The sequence below is a fragment of the Streptomyces sp. NPDC050704 genome (genome assembly GCF_040654355.1).
In the GTDB taxonomy this organism is placed as follows: Bacteria; Actinomycetota; Actinomycetes; order Streptomycetales; family Streptomycetaceae; genus Streptomyces.
Genome location: NZ_JBFAHW010000044.1, coordinates 15597 through 30037, shown reverse-complemented (window position 1 = coordinate 30037; position 14441 = coordinate 15597). Strand labels below are relative to the sequence as shown.

Below are 14441 nucleotides of genomic sequence, written 5' to 3'. Positions count from 1 at the left end.
ACGAAGTCGGGATCGATCCAAGGACCGAGGGCCGCGCACGCGCGGCGGCGCCGGTCGGCCGCCGCCGCGCTGCCTCTATGTCTCCGCCACCGGCTGCGCGGCGCCGTCCGCCCGTCGCCACCTCACAGCGGCCAAAACCCAGCACCGGGCCATGGGGCACAGGGGATAGCCGCACAGCAGGCCAAAGACGCTTTGTGTTACCGAATAGGCCGGATCGCGGCGGCGGTACGCGGCGGACTCTCCCACTACCGTGGCCGTTGCCCCGGGGCTGGGGCGGTCGGCTCCACGACTTTAGGCAGCCGCCATGGGGCGAGCCTCGAAGATCATGGCCCCAACGTCGTGCTTTAACGGGCAGGTCCACAGACTGCCCGACTCGCCATGAGCTTACGGGGCCATGATCACTCGCCCCATGGCAGCTCCCGCCCAAAGTCGCTCCGCCGACCTAGTCGGGCACCGTCTCGGACGGGCCTTTCTGGATGTCGGGGAACATCAACCGGGCGGCAAGGCTGATCACTCCAAGGGATGCCAGTGCCAGGCCGTGACGCAGCCATCTCATGCCGCCCTCCCAATCTTGGGGAGAACCGAAGACCAGCCAGGTCGCGACAGTGATGCCGACCAGCACGCTTGCTATGCCAGCTATGCGACGTAACCCAAGACTCATACGCTCATGATCCCCTGTGACCTCCAGCACCCACAGTCGAAAATGCGGCGAGTGCAACGCCTCCCAACTGGGTGGTTGAGACTCCGCCGACCTCGGTCCAGACCCGCCGGAGTGAGTGACTAACCGCGCGGACTGAGTGACTAACTGCGTGACAACCGCCGCGCACAACGGCGAACGTCCACGGACACCAACGGATTTGCGATGCAGGCCAGAGGCATGTCAGTATCTGTTCACCGGCCCAGACGGGCCGCCCGCGCGATTAGCTCAGCGGGAGAGCGCTTCCCTGACACGGAAGAGGTCACTGGTTCAATCCCAGTATCGCGCACCGCCCGAAGCCCCCGACCGTCTCGTACGGTCGGGGGCTTCGTCGTTCGGGGCGGTTCTCGGAGCGGTTCAGGACGAGAAGAGCATCCGCCCGAAGCCCTTCTCACGCTTGTGACCGTAGTGCCCGCCGTGGCCTCCATGTCCGCCGTGTCCGCCGTGCTGCGGGGCGCCCCAGGCGGGTGCGGGAGCGGCGGGGTACGCCTGCGGGGCGGGAGCCGCCGGGTACGCCTGCGGGGCGGCCTGCGGAGGCGGCGCGGGCTGCGACCACTGCGACTCCAGGCGGGTCAGCGACTCCAGCTCGCCGTAGTCGAGGAAGATCCCGCGGCAGTTGCTGCACTGCTCGATCTGAACGCCGTTACGGTTGTAAGTGTGCATCGGCGCACGGCACTTCGGACACTGCATGCTCGGCTCATCTCCTCGCCGGTCGGTACTGCTCCCGCCAGGACAGACACGGCCCGGCTTCGGTCGGTTGCACCCTACTTGGGGATAGCCTCCACCAACTCCGGGGGATGCGCAGCCATTCGGTCACAAGCGTCGATCACGGACATCTCCACCTCGTCCAACGGGCGCCCCGCCGCGACCGACTTGGCAATCGCCAGGGCCGCGGTCTGGACGGTCAGGGCGCGGGCCGGGACGTCCAGAGCCGGCCAGGGATCGGTGTCCGCGGGTACGGCAGGGCCTGCGGCCTTCTGGTACGCGGTGAGGAAGCGGGTCCACTCGTCGGGCGGGAGCAGGCCGGACGCGAACCAGGCCGCGGGGCGGGCCAGGTCCCAGGCGGGATCGCCCAGCCCCAGGTCGTCGATGTCGATGAGCAGCCACTCACCGTCCGGTGCGCGCACGAGCTGGCCCAGATGAAGGTCGCCGTGGCACAGCGTGCGCCGGTGCCGCATCGGAGCCTCGTCCCGTGCCCAGGTCGGCAGTACGGCCCAGGCGCGGAGGACCGGGGCGGCGGCGGGGTGCGGGCCGGCCGCGTGGAGGCGGGCGACGGCGCGGGCCGCCTTCGCCGGACCGCGCATCGGCGGCAGGCCGGACGGAAGCGTGGACTCCGGCGTGCGGTGGAGGTGCGCGAGGAGAGTGGCGGCCTCTTCCCAGGGGGCGGCGTCGGGGTCGTCACGGTCCACGGGAGTGCCGTACGGCCAGAAGGTGACCGGGCGCCCGTGCAAGTCGACGGCGGTCGGGCTGAGCGGCGGCAGGAGAACACCGGTGAGCCGGGGGTGGGCGGCGACCGCCATGCGTACCGCCAGCTCGGCGGGGTCCGTGTCGGAGGCGTGCGCTTTCGCCACGGTGCCCGCGTGCCGGACGACGGTGCCGTCGGGGCGGTCGGCCAGGACGGAGGTGCCCGTACCGCAGACACAGGCCTCGGCTGCCGGGTGAGCCGCGGTCCTCACCTTCGCGGTAAGGGCAGGCAGTACGTCTGCGGTCACTCGGGTCCCCTCAAGCCGTACGTCCCAGTCTCTCCAGGAGCGTACGCAGGCAAAGCAATGCGGGTGCAGCTCCCCAGCTGCACCCGCATTTTTTGCCGTCCGCCGCACCCCCGTCCCCACGGGGTTTCATGGCCGGATGTCCCCGCCCGGACCGCTCTTCCGGGCCTGGGGCGCCGCTCAGCGCCCCAGCATCACGCCCACGGACGACGCTTGTGTGACCACTGCTTCCCAGCCGCCGAAGACGACCACGAGCAGGGCTGCCAGGGGGAGGACCATGGCCGTCGCCACCAAGGGGTGGCGCTGGCCGGACCGACGGGTACCGAACGCGGCGATGTACGCCCTGCGTCCCCGCGTGCGGATCATGGTCCGCGATGCCGTGTCCGCCATGATCCCTCTCCTGACCGTTCGGTTGAAAGCTTCTGTTGTCCGGCTCTTGCTGTCCGGCTCTTGCTGTCCGGCAGCGGCGGGTGTCTGACCTCGGGGGACGAGTGCTGCACCCGCCGCTTGACAACAAATCTATGTGTGGAGCCGCCGCGGGTCGTCATGCCCTCGTACCGATTGCCGGGCCTCCCGGAGGATGACCGGTGACCTGCGGAGTACTCCCCTGGGTGGAGAAGAGGTCCTAGGTCTCAGGGGTTTCCCGGAGGGGACGTCCGGTCTGTTCCGAGGTGTCCTCTCTTGGGACCGGTTGTTCGACGAGGGCGAGCACCCTGGTCGCCATGAAGCGGGCGGTGCGGACGACGGATCCGCTGCGGGTGACTTCGCTCACTTCGACCACTCCCCTGCGGACCGCCGTCTCCACCCGACGGCCCGCACGGCTCGCCACCACCTCGTAGGTACGCGTCGTGTCTCCGGCGTCGACCACTATCTCCACGCGATCACCCTTCACGGGCTCAATCCCCCTTCTGTGACGGATGGTTGGGGATTCCGGCGGCTCAACGCCGCCTGGCTCCCCCGTCCCCTGACCACCTTTCAAGTTTCCCACCCGGCACTGACAATCGATCGGGCCGTGAGGGCGCGGCCTCTGCGCGCACCCGGCCGTGGAAACGTAAGCTGTGGCTCGTCAAACGGACCGGGCAGCGGGGATGGACATGGCGATGATGCGCCTGAGGCGCGAGGACCCGCGTGTCGTCGGCTCGTTCAGGCTTCACCGACGGCTCGGCGCGGGCGGGATGGGCGTTGTCTATCTGGGCTCCGACCGGCGCGGCCAGCGGGTCGCGCTGAAGGTGATCCGGCCCGATCTGGCGGAGGACCAGGAGTTCCGGTCGCGGTTCGCCCGCGAGGTGTCGGCGGCCCGGCGGATCCGGGGCGGGTGCACCGCGCGGCTGGTCGCCGCGGACCTGGAGGCGGACCGGCCCTGGTTCGCGACGCAGTACGTTCCCGGGCCCTCCCTGCACGACAAGGTCAACGAAGGGGGCCCGCTCAGCGCGTCGGACGTCGCGGCCGTCGGCGCCGCCCTCTCCGAGGGGCTCGTCGCCGTGCACGAGGCCGGGGTCGTCCACCGGGACCTCAAGCCGTCGAACATCCTGCTGTCCCCGAAGGGGCCGCGCATCATCGACTTCGGCATCGCCTGGGCGACGGGCGCGAGCACGCTCACCCACGTCGGTACGGCGGTGGGGTCGCCCGGTTTCCTGGCGCCGGAGCAGGTGCGGGGTGCCGCCGTCACACCGGCCACGGACGTGTTCGCGCTGGGGGCCACGCTGGCGTACGCGGCGACCCAGGACTCGCCCTTCGGACACGGCAGTTCCGAAGTGATGCTCTACAGAGTGGTGCACGAGGAGCCGAACCTGCACGATGTGCCGGACGCGCTGGCCCCTCTCGTACGGGCGTGTCTGGCGAAGGACCCCCAGGAGCGGCCGAGCACGCTCCAGTTGTCGCTGCGGCTCAAGGAGATCGCGGCCCGGGAGGCGCAGGGGCTGAGTGACACTCGGCCGCCGGCGCCCCGTACCGCCGATGCCGACCGGCCGACCGGACGGCTCACCGAGAGCTACCCGGAGCAGCGCACCCAGCGCCGTACGCAGGGCACGTCCTCGCCTCGCGGCAACGGCAGCCCTTCGCGGTCGGGGGCGCGTCCGGCGCCGTCGCGGTCCGGCACGGGCAGTCGGCCCGCGCCGTCCCGCGGTGGCGGGGCGGGGCGTTCTGGGCCGCGGACCACCGGGGGCGGGCGGCGGCCCGCCAATCCGCGGCTGCTGCGGCAGCGGTTGTTCGTGTTCGTTGTGGTGACGTTGTTGGTGGCGTTGGGTATCGCGGCGGCGCAAGGGTGTCAGGGGCCCGCGCAGGGGCTTGATCGTGGGGGTGTGGGCGGGGACGTACGGCAGGAACAGTCGTACGTCCAAAGCGGGGATCGTCTCGGCGGGTGAGCGTTGTTCGCCGGCTGCGGGTGATTCGTGGCTGGTCGCGCAGTTCCCCGCGCCCCTCACGGGGCGCCTCAGCCCCCGCGCTACTACGTGCGGGGGGGCGCTAGTTCTGCGGTCTGCCTGTCGCTACCGCGTAGAACGCGACCGCTGCCGCCGCGCCCACGTTCAGGGAGTCCACGCCGTGGGCCATGGGGATGCGGACCCATTCGTCGGCGGCGACCAGGGCCTGGGTGGACAGGCCGTCACCCTCCGCGCCGAGCATCAGGGCGACGCGGTCCATTCGGTGCGGGGCCACCTCGTCGAGGGGCTTGGCCTTCTCGTCGGGGGTGAGTGCGAGGAGGCCGAAGCCCGCCTCGCGGACCGTCTCCAGGCTCTTGGGCCAGGAGTCGAGACGCGCGTACGGGACCGCGAAGACGGCGCCCATGGAGACCTTCACGCTGCGGCGGTAGAGCGGGTCCGCGCAGTCCGGGGAGAGCAGGACCGCGTCCATGCCGAGGGCCGCGGCGGAGCGGAAGATCGCGCCGATGTTGGTGTGGTCGTTGACCGACTCCATGACGACGACCCGGTGGGCCGTCTGGAGCAGGTCGTCGGGGGTCGGCAGCGGCTTGCGCTGCATGGAGGCGAGCGCGCCGCGGTGCACGTGATAGCCGGTGACCTGCTCGGCGATCTCCGGACTGACCGCGTACACCGGGGCCGGGAGTTCGTCGATGACGTCGCGCATGACGTCGACCCACTTGGCCGAGAGCAGCATCGAGCGCATCTCGTAACCGGCGTCCTTGGCCCGTCTGATGACCTTCTCGCCCTCGGCGATGAACAGGCCCTCGGCGGGCTCGCGCTTGCGGCGCAGCTCCACGTCGGTCAGGCCCGTGTAGTCGCGCAGGCGTGGGTCGGCGGGGTCCTCAACGGTGATGAGATCGGCCACAGGGTGATACTGCCTTGTCCTGGGTGTCGTGCCAACGGCTGGGAACAGGTTGGGTTACCCGGGGTTACTCGGGACGCCCGGGACCTGCGTTCCCCGGGAGTCCGCTGCCGACGTTCACCACCTCGCCGATGACGATGACGGCCGGGGGTTTCACGTCCTCGGCCCGTACGGTCTCGGCGACCGTCGCGAGAGTCGCGTCGACCCGGCGCTGGGCCGCGGTCGTGCCCTCCTGGACGACGGCCACGGGGGTGTCCGCCGCCTTGCCGTTCTCCATCAACGTACGGGCGATGGCGCCGATCTTGTCCACGCCCATGAGGATGACCAGGGTGCCGCGGAGCTTGGCGAGGGCTGCCCAGTCGACCAGGGAGCGTTCGTCGTCGGGGGCGATGTGACCGCTGACGACCGTGAAGTCGTGGGCGACCCCGCGGTGCGTGACCGGGATGCCGGCCGCGCTCGGGACCGAGATCGAGCTGGAGATGCCGGGGACGACCGTGCAGGAGATGCCCGCCTCGGCCAGCGCCTGGACCTCCTCCATACCCCGGCCGTAGACGTAGGGGTCCCCGCCCTTCAGACGGACGACCGCCTTGCCCTGCTTGGCGTGCTCGATGAGCGCGTTGTTGATGGCCTCCTGGGCCATGAAGCGCCCGTACGGGATCTTCGCCGCGTCGATCACCTCGACGTGCGGCGGGAGTTCGGCGAGGAGGTCGCGGGGGCCGAGGCGGTCCGCGATGACCACGTCCGCCTCGGCGAGGAGTCGGCGGCCGCGGACCGTGATCAGGTCCGGGTCGCCGGGGCCGCCGCCGACCAGGGCGACGCCGGGGGTGCGGGTGCGGTGGTGGGGGGCCACCAGGGTGCCGTCGCGGAGGCCCTCAACGACCGCGTCCCTGATGGCCGCCGTGTGGCGGGGGTCGCGGCCCTTCGCGTTCGTCGTCAGGACCGCCACCGTGACGCCCTCGCTGTGGCCCGTCGCCGGGGTCCAGGCCGTGGCCGCGTCGGCGTCGTCCGAGCGGACGCACCAGACCCGGTTCGCCTCAGCCTCGGCCGAGGCCCGGGTGTTCGCTTCGGTGTCGCCGGTGGCGATGAGGGCGTACCAGGCTTCCGCCAGGTCGCCCGTCTGGTACGAGCGCCTGGTCCAGGTGAGCTCGCCCGCGTCCGCCATCGCCTCGACCGAGGGGGTCGCGGACGGGGAGACGAGGTGGATGTCGGCGCCCGCGGCGATGAGGGCCGGGAGTCGGCGTTGGGCCACCTGGCCGCCGCCGAGTACTACTACGCGGCGGCCGGTGAGGCGGAGGCCTACGGGGTAGGCGGGGTTTTCGGCCATGGAGGTGCGGCTCCTCGTGCGGGCGGTGCGGGGGCGCGCTGCTGCGTCGGAGCGGCCCTGACATGCGAATTTTATGGTGCGGGGTGGTGGGTGGCCGGGGTGGGTGGGGTTTCTTTCCCCAGACCCACCCCTTCCCGGCAGTATCGATCATGCGGCTCCGCCGCGTGAGGAGGCTCCGTCCCCAGACCCCCGAACCGTGCGGGTGGGTCCGTGGTTGTACCCACAACCACCAACGGCCTACTTCTCGGTTACCCCCGCCGAGTCGAACGTCGCCACCTCGTGCATGGCGCGGGCCGCGCTCTGGACCACCGGGAGGGCCAGGAGGGCTCCCGTGCCCTCGCCGAGGCGGAGGTCCAGGTCGACCAGGGGGCGCAGGCCCAGCTTGTTCAGGGCGGCCACGTGGCCCGGTTCCGCACTGCGGTGGCCCGCGATGCAGGCCGCGAGGACCTCGGGGGCGATGGCGCGGGCGACCAGGGCGGCGGCGCCGGCGCTGACGCCGTCCAGGATCACCGGCGTACGGAGGGAGGCGCCGCCGAGGAGGAGGCCGACCATGGCGGCGTGTTCCAGGCCGCCGATCGCCGCCAGGACGCCGATCGGGTCGGCCGGGTCCGGCTGGTGGAGGTCGAGGGCCCGGCGTACGACCTCGGTCTTGCGGGCCAGGGTCTCGTCGTTGATGCCGGTGCCGCGGCCGGTGACCTCGGCGGGGTCGGCGCCGGTGAAGACGGAGATCAGGGCGGCCGACGCGGTGGTGTTGGCGATGCCCATCTCGCCCGTGATCAGGGCCTTGTTGCCGGCCGCGATCAGGTCCCGGGCCGTGTCGATGCCCACCTCGATGGCCGCCTTGACCTCCTCGCGGGTCAGCGCGGGCCCGGTCGTCATGTCGGCCGTGCCCGCACGGACCTTGCGCGGGAGCAGACCGGGGGTCGCGGGCAGGTCGGAGGCGACGCCCACGTCGACGACGCAGACCTCGGCGCCCACCTGGTTGGCGAAGGCGTTGCAGACCGCTCCCCCGCCGAGGATGTTGGCCACCATCTGGCCGGTGACCTCCTGCGGCCATGGGGTGACGCCCTGGGCGTGCACGCCGTGGTCACCCGCGAAGATCGCGACGGCCGCCGGTTCCGGAATCGGCGGCGGGCACATCCGGGACAGGCCGCTGAGCTGCGCGGAGATGATCTCCAGCATGCCGAGCGCGCCCGCGGGCTTGGTCATCCGCTTCTGGCGCTCCCACGCCTCGCCGAGCGCCTTGGCGTCCAGCGGGCGGATGTTGGAGACGGTCTCGGCGAGCAGGTCGTGCGGCTCCTCGCCGGGCAGCGCGCGACGGCCGTACGTCTCCTCGTGGACGACCCAAGACAGCGGGCGGCGCTTGGACCAGCCCGACTGCATCAGCTCGGGCTCCTCCGGGAACTCGTCCACGTACCCGACGCACAGGTAGGCGACGACCTCCAGGTGGTCGGGCAGGCCGAGGGTGCGGACCATCTCGCGCTCGTCGAAGAAGCTGACCCAGCCGACGCCGAGGCCCTCGGCACGGGCCGCGAGCCACAGGTTCTCGACCGCGAGCGCTGAGGAGTACGGGGCCATCTGCGGCTGGGTGTGACGGCCCAGGGTGTGGCGGCCGCCGCGGGTCGGGTCGGCGGTGACGACGATGTTCACCGGGGTGTCGAGGATGGCCTCGATCTTCAGTTCCTTGAACTGCTTCGCACGGCCCTTGGGAAGGGACTTGGCGTACGCCTCGCGCTGGCGCTGGGCCAGTTCGTGCATCGTGCGGCGGGTGTCGGCCGAGCGGATGACGACGAAGTCCCAGGGCTGGGAGTGGCCGACGGACGGTGCCGTGTGGGCCGCTTCCAGGACGCGGAGCAGGACGTCGTGCGGGATGGGATCGCTGCGGAAGCCGTTACGGATGTCGCGGCGCTCGCGCATCACACGCAGGACGGCCTCGCGTTCGGCGTCGTCGTAGCCGGGGGCCGCGGGACCGGTGGACTCTCTTGCCTCTGCCACGGCGGCCGCGCTCTCCTCCTGGTCGGCACCCCGGGTGTCCAGGTCCTCCGCGAGCTGTGCGGCCACGGGTTCTGGTTCGGAGTCCGGGTCCTCGAAGGGTGCTTCCGGTACGGAAGTCGCCTCGGCCTCGGGCGCCGGATCGGCCTCTCGGGGGGCGGGCACGGTGAGGACGGACTCCGCGGGCTCGGGCGGCAACGGCTCGGCTGTCTCCGCGGCGGCAGCCACCGGCTCTGCCGTCTCCTCCGGAGCGGTGGGCTCCGCCGGGAAGGGCGGCACGCTCATGGCGTGCGGCGGGGTCGGAGCCAGGTGCGGGGCGGTCGGGACCATGCCCTCGACCGGCACGAACTGGCCGACGGCCTGCTCCGCGTGGGCCTCCGAGGACACGTCCGGGGACGCGTCCGGGTGAGGAGCCGCTTCGCCGTGGAACGCCTCGCCGGGTGCCGCGACCGCTCCGAGTGCCTCGGTCTGCACGGCGACGCCGGCCTGCACGGGCCGCTGCTGCTCCGACTGCGCGGAGTGCTCCGGCCGCTCGGTGTCGGCGACGATCTGGGCGGGTGTCTCCGTGCGTTCAGCGGGTTCGGCGGATTCAGCGAACTGTTCCGGGGCGGTGCCTTGGCTCTGGCCCTGGACGGCCTGATCCACGACGGCCGCTTCGACGACGGGCGCGGCGTCGACAGGCACCGCATCGACAGGCGCGGCTTCGACGGACTGCGGCTGCGCCTGAGGCTGCGGATCCGGCTGGGGCTGTGGGATTCCGGCCTGCGGCCCGGCCTCGACGAACTGGCCGGCGGGGTCCTGGAACTGCTGCTCCGCCGGGTGCGCGGCCCGCGGGTCCGGTGCCGAATGGGCGTCCTGGGCCATGTACGCGGCCTGTGCCTCGTCGGCGGCCTGCGGCGGAAGGTGCGCCTCGGGCGCGTGCGGGCCGACGTCCTCCGAGGGCTGGAGCAGGTGCTCGGCTGCGGGCGCGGCCGAGAAGGGCGTGTGCTGAGGAACCTGGGCGAGGTCCGGGGTGTGCGTGAACTCCGGGGCCGCTTGGGGGGCATCCGCGGTCCGCGGTGCCTCCTGGACCGGGGCGTGGGGGAAGAGCGAGCCGTCCGCGAGCTGCGGGGCCTGCGCGTAGTCCTGGACCTGAACGGCTTCCGGAGTGGCCTGGGCGGCTTCCGGAGTGGCCTGTGCTGCTTCCGGCGCCTGTGGAACGTACGCGGCTTCCGGCGTCTGCGGGGCCTCAGGAGCCTCGGCGACGCCTTGGGCGGGCGCGCCCTCCCGCACCTCGTCGGTGCCGGGGGGCGGCGGCTGCGTCTGGGCCGGCTCGGCAACCTGCGAGGCAGGGGCAGCGGCAACCGGCGGCTCGGCGGCGCCTTCGCCCTGAGCGGCCGTCATGCCCGCCGCGTCGGGTACCTGCGCGCCATGTGCGACCTGTCCCTGTGCGACAGGTGCGACCTGCGCCGACTCGTCACCCCCGCCCGGGCTCGCGGCGGCGTGCGCTCCGCCGCTTCCCGGGAAGACCGTTTCTGCAGCCGCCACCTCGGAGCTCACCTGGGCCACCGGAGGCGCGACCTGGACCGAAGCGACCGCGGTCCGCGACTGCGCTCCCCAGGGTGAGGCCCCCTGCGGGACGGCCTCTTCGCGCGGCACGTCGAGGTATTCGGGCCCGACCGTGGGCGGACCGGACTGCCGCATGGGAACGGCGTTGACCGGCACTTCCGCCGGGCCTCGGTCGGCGAGCGAACGCACCGGGCTGCCGGCACCGTCGGGTGTCGGCGGGCCGAGGTGCAGCGGGCGACGGGCGACGGGCGGCTGCGGCGCGGCCGCGGACATCCGGACGGCGCTCAGGTCGACCGAACCGCTGTCGCGGCCCGCCGTCTCGTGCGGACCGGGCTCGTGGACGGCCTCGACGACCGGCGCCGGGGCCGGCGGCGGCACTTCGTTGCCCCACGCGCCCTGGGCGCCCGGCAGCAGCAACAGGTCTTCGTCTTCGGCGGGGGTATCGGAGAGGTAGGTGTACGCACCGGGCGCGGGGGCGCCCGGCTGCTCCACCATGCCTGAGTTCTCCGGCAGTCCCTCGCCCGGGACCTGGCCGGTGTCGGTCATGCGTACCCCTCGCCCATCGGTTAGTGCTCCTACGACCTGCTCGTCCGGAGCGGCGCACCGACCGCCCGCAGTGAAGAACGAGCATGTGTGCCGGGCGGCACGAACGGCCGGTCGACAAAGCCATTAACAGGCATTGTCGCGGTCGGCCGTCCACCGCGACAGGTTGATCCGCCACGGCCCGCTGTGGACTGCGCCACTTTGCGCGTCCTCCGGTTCTGCCGTACCACACGCACCCCAAAACAGGTGCGTTTTCCGGACATTGACCGGCGAAATACCGGACAACCCGACTGCGGTACAACGATCGGCCAGCCTACCGCGCGCGGTACGACTACAGGATCACAGGGCGCGATCGGTCAGCATCCCGGTCAGCAGGAACGCGATGCTCCGCTCCTTCTCCGTCCAGGCGCGGGTGTCCAGCTCGACGGACTGGAGAAGGGAGCACTCGACCCGGTAGCCGTGCTCGGCGAGGTCCCGGCCGATGAGTTCGGCGGCGTCGCGTGTCGCCGCGTGCGCGACGATCCGCTGGGGGCGCCGGTCGGCGACGGCGGAGACCACGGCGGCCCCGCCGCCCCCGACGCGTACGACGTCCGGTTCGGGCAGGTTCTCCAGGATGTACGGCGCGGTGCCGTGCGTGATCTGGAGCTGTACGCCGAAGCGGCGGGCGGTGGCCATGGTGCGGGCACACGCGTTCGCGTCGCGGTCGACGGCGATGACCGCGGCACCGCACCGCGCGGCCTCCGTGGCGAAGGCGCCGCTGCCGGAGCCGATGTCCCAGACGAGGTCGCCCACGCGGGGTCCCAGGCGGGCCAGTTGGGCGGTGCGCAGCACCTCGGTCTCGCCCTCGCCGAGCTCGTCGCCGTAGGTGTCGTCAGGCAGCGCCCAGGCGCGCGGGCCGGTGCCCGGGTCCCGTCCTGCGATCCAGCTGCCGCCCTCGGAGGAGGCGACGGGTCCGCCCAGGACGATCACGACGTTCGGGTCGCGCCAGGTGTGGTCGGCCACCTTGTCGGAGGTGAGCATCGTGACCCGCTCGCGCTCGGTGCCGAGCTCCTCGCAGATGACGAACGTGCGGTGGACGCCGTCGAGGAGCAGGCCGAGTTCGGCGGGTCCGGCGCCGGGCGAGGTGAGGACGGCGACCTTGGTGTGGGCCCGGCACACATTCACCGCGCGTCGCAGGGTGCGCCGGTGTGCGACGACCACCTGTGCGTCGTCCCAGGGCATCCCTGCGCGGGCGAAGGCCGTGGCCACGGACGAGACCGCGGGGACGACTTCGACCTCCAGGCCGAATTCGGGGTCGCGCAGGGTGCGTACGACTCCGAAGAAGCCCGGGTCGCCGTCGGCGAGGACGACGGCGCTGCCCCGGTGGGCGGCGATGCGGCGAGCGGCGAGGGCGACGCTCCCGAGCCGGATGCGCTCGGCGGCGCCGGGCACCTCGGCGAGGGTCAGATGATGGCCCGCGCCGGCCACGAGCGTGGCGGCGCCGAGGGCGGAGAGCGCCGCGTCGGTCAGCGGCGAGCCGTCCCAGCCGATCACCGTGACCCGGTCGGCCATCGTCGTCAGTCTCCTGAGGTCTTCGCAGGTCGTCAGGTGGGCATGCGGCCGCCAGGCAGGCATGCGGAGCCCCGTGAGCGTACCTCGTGACTTCTCCGGCTGCGGGTGCGGGTCGGCGGCCGCCTCCCGTTCAGTTCCAGTCGGAGTACGAGGTGAAACCCCCGGTGTCGGCGAGCTGCTCGGCGACACCCTCGATGTCCTCGGGGAGCAGGCTCCACACGATGAAGTCGGTACGCAGCTCGGCCCAGCCCCCGTCCTCGGTACGGGTGCGCGCTATGCAGGCGTTGCGCAGGACGCCCTCGCTGATGCAGCCGATCTTCTGGGCGACCTGCTGGGAGGCGGTGTTGTCGGCGGCGGTGCGCAGCTCCAGGCGCTCGAACTTCTGGTCGCCGAAGAGCCATTGGGCGGTGGTGAGCGCCGCCTCGGACGCGTAGCCCTCGCCGCGCGCCCAGGGGGCGATGATGTACGAGAGTTCGGAGGACCGTACGTGCCAGTCCGTCTTGCCCAGTTGGACGACTCCGACCAGGCGCTGGGTGAGGAACTCGGTGACGGCGAGGTCGAGTCCGCGTCCTGAGGTGCGCTCGGCGGGCGCGTCCTCGTCGATCCAGTCGCGGGCGGTTTCCTCGGTGAAGGGCTGGGGCACTGATGTCCAGGCCACGACCTGCTCGTCGTTCATCATCTCCGTGAGGGCGGGGACGTCCTCGTCCTCGAGAGGGCGCAGCACCAACCGCTCCGTGCTGAGGGAGATGTCGGGGAAGGTGTTCGTCATGCGCCGCTCCGTAACCATCAGGGACCGTCCATGAGGGACCGTCGCGCCTGCTGAACTGCCCAGCATGCAGCATGCAAGCCCCCAACTGCACCATGGGGTCCACTCCTTGTGAAGGAGCGGACCCCGTGAGTGGCGACCCGAGCAGGGGCCGAATGCGGTCAGCCTGAGGTGACCGGCAGGACCGACCCCTGGTACTTGTCCTCGATGAACTTCCGCACCTCGGGCGAGGTCAGCAGCTTCGCGAGCTTCTCGACCCGCGGGTCGTCCTCGTTGCCCTTCTTGACGGCGAGGAGGTTCGCGTACGGGTTGTTCTTCGCGGACTCCAGGAGGATCGCGTCCTCGGCGGGGCTGAGGCCCGCGTCCTGGGCGTAGTTGTTGTTGATCACCGCGGCGGCCACGTCGTCCAGGGAGCGGGGCAGCTGAGCGGGTTCGAGCTCCTTGAACCTGAGGTTCTTCGGGTTCTTCGCGATGTCCGCGGGAGACGCGGTCGTACCGGCGCCCTCCTTGAGCGTGATGACGCCCTTGGAGGCCAGCAGCTTGAGCGCGCGACCCTCGTTGGTCGTGTCGTTCGGCACCGCGACGGTGGCTCCGTCGGCGAGCTTCGTGACGTCCTGGACCGTCTTCGAGTACACGCCCATGGGCGGCAGGTACGCCTTCACGACCGGGACCAGGTCGGTGCCCTTGGCCTTGTTGAAGTCGTCCAGATAGGGCTCGTTCTGGTACAGGTTCGCGTCGAGCGAGCCCTCCTGGAGAGCGGTGTTCGGCAGGACGTAGTCGGTGAACTCCTGGACTTGCAGGTCGAGTCCGTTCTTCGCGGCGAGGTCCTTCTTGATGTACGAGAGGACCTCGCCGGCCGGGACCGCGGTGGCGCCGACGACCAGGGTGCCGTCGTCACCGCCGCCACCCGAAGCGGAGTCGGAACCGGAGCCGGAACCGGAGCCGCAGGCGGTGAGCCCGAGCCCCAGCGCGAGTGCGGCCGCCAGGGCGGGAATTACGGGCTTACTCATCGTCGGCCATCCTCAAGGTGAT

At 71.7% G+C, this 14441-nt stretch carries 12 protein-coding genes and 1 tRNA gene; 2 read left to right on the top strand and 11 right to left on the bottom strand.

The window, feature by feature from the left end:
* Positions 1-442: 442 nt before the first annotated feature.
* Positions 443-622, bottom strand: coding sequence for a hypothetical protein (locus AB0I18_RS25285; protein ID WP_363107843.1), 180 nt, complete (start codon positions 620-622; stop codon positions 443-445).
* 292 nt (positions 623-914) lie between these two features.
* Between AB0I18_RS25285 and AB0I18_RS25280 the strand changes: the two genes are divergently transcribed.
* Positions 915-986: transfer RNA gene (locus AB0I18_RS25280), tRNA-Val, on the top strand.
* Positions 987-1054: 68 nt separating this feature from the next.
* Here the strand turns inward: AB0I18_RS25280 and AB0I18_RS25275 are convergent.
* From AB0I18_RS25275 to AB0I18_RS25260, 4 genes are all read right to left on the bottom strand, one after another.
* A complete protein-coding gene (locus tag AB0I18_RS25275; protein WP_363107842.1) occupies positions 1055-1387 on the bottom strand; it encodes a zf-TFIIB domain-containing protein in 333 nt (110 codons plus the stop codon).
* A gap of 74 nt (positions 1388-1461) precedes the next feature.
* Complete coding sequence (locus AB0I18_RS25270) at positions 1462-2409, bottom strand: aminoglycoside phosphotransferase family protein (protein ID WP_363107841.1); 948 nt, start codon at positions 2407-2409, stop codon at positions 1462-1464.
* Positions 2410-2586: 177 nt separating this feature from the next.
* On the bottom strand, positions 2587-2796 hold the full coding sequence (locus tag AB0I18_RS25265; protein ID WP_138045550.1) for a hypothetical protein: 210 nt from the start codon (positions 2794-2796) through the stop codon (positions 2587-2589).
* Between the two features lie 235 nt (positions 2797-3031).
* A complete protein-coding gene (locus AB0I18_RS25260) occupies positions 3032-3298 on the bottom strand; it encodes a hypothetical protein (RefSeq protein WP_151485138.1) in 267 nt (88 codons plus the stop codon).
* A 196-nt stretch (positions 3299-3494) separates the two neighbouring features.
* On the opposite strand from AB0I18_RS25260, the gene AB0I18_RS25255 reads away from it, so the two are divergent.
* Entirely contained in the window at positions 3495-4769 is a 1275-nt protein-coding gene (locus AB0I18_RS25255; protein WP_363107888.1) for a serine/threonine-protein kinase, read from the top strand.
* A gap of 100 nt (positions 4770-4869) precedes the next feature.
* Here the strand turns inward: AB0I18_RS25255 and AB0I18_RS25250 are convergent, their stop codons facing one another.
* The 6 genes from AB0I18_RS25250 to AB0I18_RS25225 form a co-directional block, all read right to left on the bottom strand.
* Complete coding sequence (locus AB0I18_RS25250) at positions 4870-5688, bottom strand: RNA methyltransferase (RefSeq protein WP_363107840.1); 819 nt, start codon at positions 5686-5688, stop codon at positions 4870-4872.
* Between the two features lie 64 nt (positions 5689-5752).
* Positions 5753-7009 carry a uroporphyrinogen-III C-methyltransferase gene (gene cobA / locus AB0I18_RS25245; RefSeq protein ID WP_363107839.1) on the bottom strand — a complete coding sequence of 419 codons (1257 nt, stop codon included), beginning with the start codon at positions 7007-7009 and terminating at the stop codon, positions 5753-5755.
* A gap of 237 nt (positions 7010-7246) precedes the next feature.
* Positions 7247-11095, bottom strand: coding sequence for a nicotinate-nucleotide--dimethylbenzimidazole phosphoribosyltransferase (gene cobT / locus AB0I18_RS25240; RefSeq protein ID WP_363107838.1), 3849 nt, complete (start codon positions 11093-11095; stop codon positions 7247-7249).
* A 336-nt stretch (positions 11096-11431) separates the two neighbouring features.
* Positions 11432-12643 carry a precorrin-6y C5,15-methyltransferase (decarboxylating) subunit CbiE gene (gene cbiE / locus AB0I18_RS25235; RefSeq protein WP_363107837.1) on the bottom strand — a complete coding sequence of 404 codons (1212 nt, stop codon included), beginning with the start codon at positions 12641-12643 and terminating at the stop codon, positions 11432-11434.
* A 130-nt stretch (positions 12644-12773) separates the two neighbouring features.
* On the bottom strand, positions 12774-13412 hold the full coding sequence (locus tag AB0I18_RS25230; protein WP_363107836.1) for a GNAT family N-acetyltransferase: 639 nt from the start codon (positions 13410-13412) through the stop codon (positions 12774-12776).
* Positions 13413-13570: 158 nt separating this feature from the next.
* Complete coding sequence (locus AB0I18_RS25225; RefSeq protein ID WP_363107835.1) at positions 13571-14419, bottom strand: MetQ/NlpA family ABC transporter substrate-binding protein; 849 nt, start codon at positions 14417-14419, stop codon at positions 13571-13573.
* Between the last annotated feature and the right edge of the window lie 22 nt (positions 14420-14441).

What these genes read in the sequence shown, in the direction of transcription:
- AB0I18_RS25275 (WP_363107842.1), bottom strand. Translation starts at nt 1,387, where the DNA reads ATGCAGTGTCCGAAGTGCCGTGCGCCGATGCACACTTACAACCGTAAC.
- AB0I18_RS25265 (WP_138045550.1), bottom strand. Translation starts at nt 2,796, where the DNA reads ATGGCGGACACGGCATCGCGGACCATGATCCGCACGCGGGGACGCAGG.
- AB0I18_RS25255 (WP_363107888.1), top strand. Translation starts at nt 3,495, where the DNA reads ATGGACATGGCGATGATGCGCCTGAGGCGCGAGGACCCGCGTGTCGTC.
- cobA (WP_363107839.1), bottom strand. Translation starts at nt 7,009, where the DNA reads ATGGCCGAAAACCCCGCCTACCCCGTAGGCCTCCGCCTCACCGGCCGC.
- cobT (WP_363107838.1), bottom strand. Translation starts at nt 11,095, where the DNA reads ATGACCGACACCGGCCAGGTCCCGGGCGAGGGACTGCCGGAGAACTCA.
- cbiE (WP_363107837.1), bottom strand. Translation starts at nt 12,643, where the DNA reads ATGGCCGACCGGGTCACGGTGATCGGCTGGGACGGCTCGCCGCTGACC.
- AB0I18_RS25230 (WP_363107836.1), bottom strand. Translation starts at nt 13,412, where the DNA reads ATGACGAACACCTTCCCCGACATCTCCCTCAGCACGGAGCGGTTGGTG.
- AB0I18_RS25225 (WP_363107835.1), bottom strand. Translation starts at nt 14,419, where the DNA reads ATGAGTAAGCCCGTAATTCCCGCCCTGGCGGCCGCACTCGCGCTGGGG.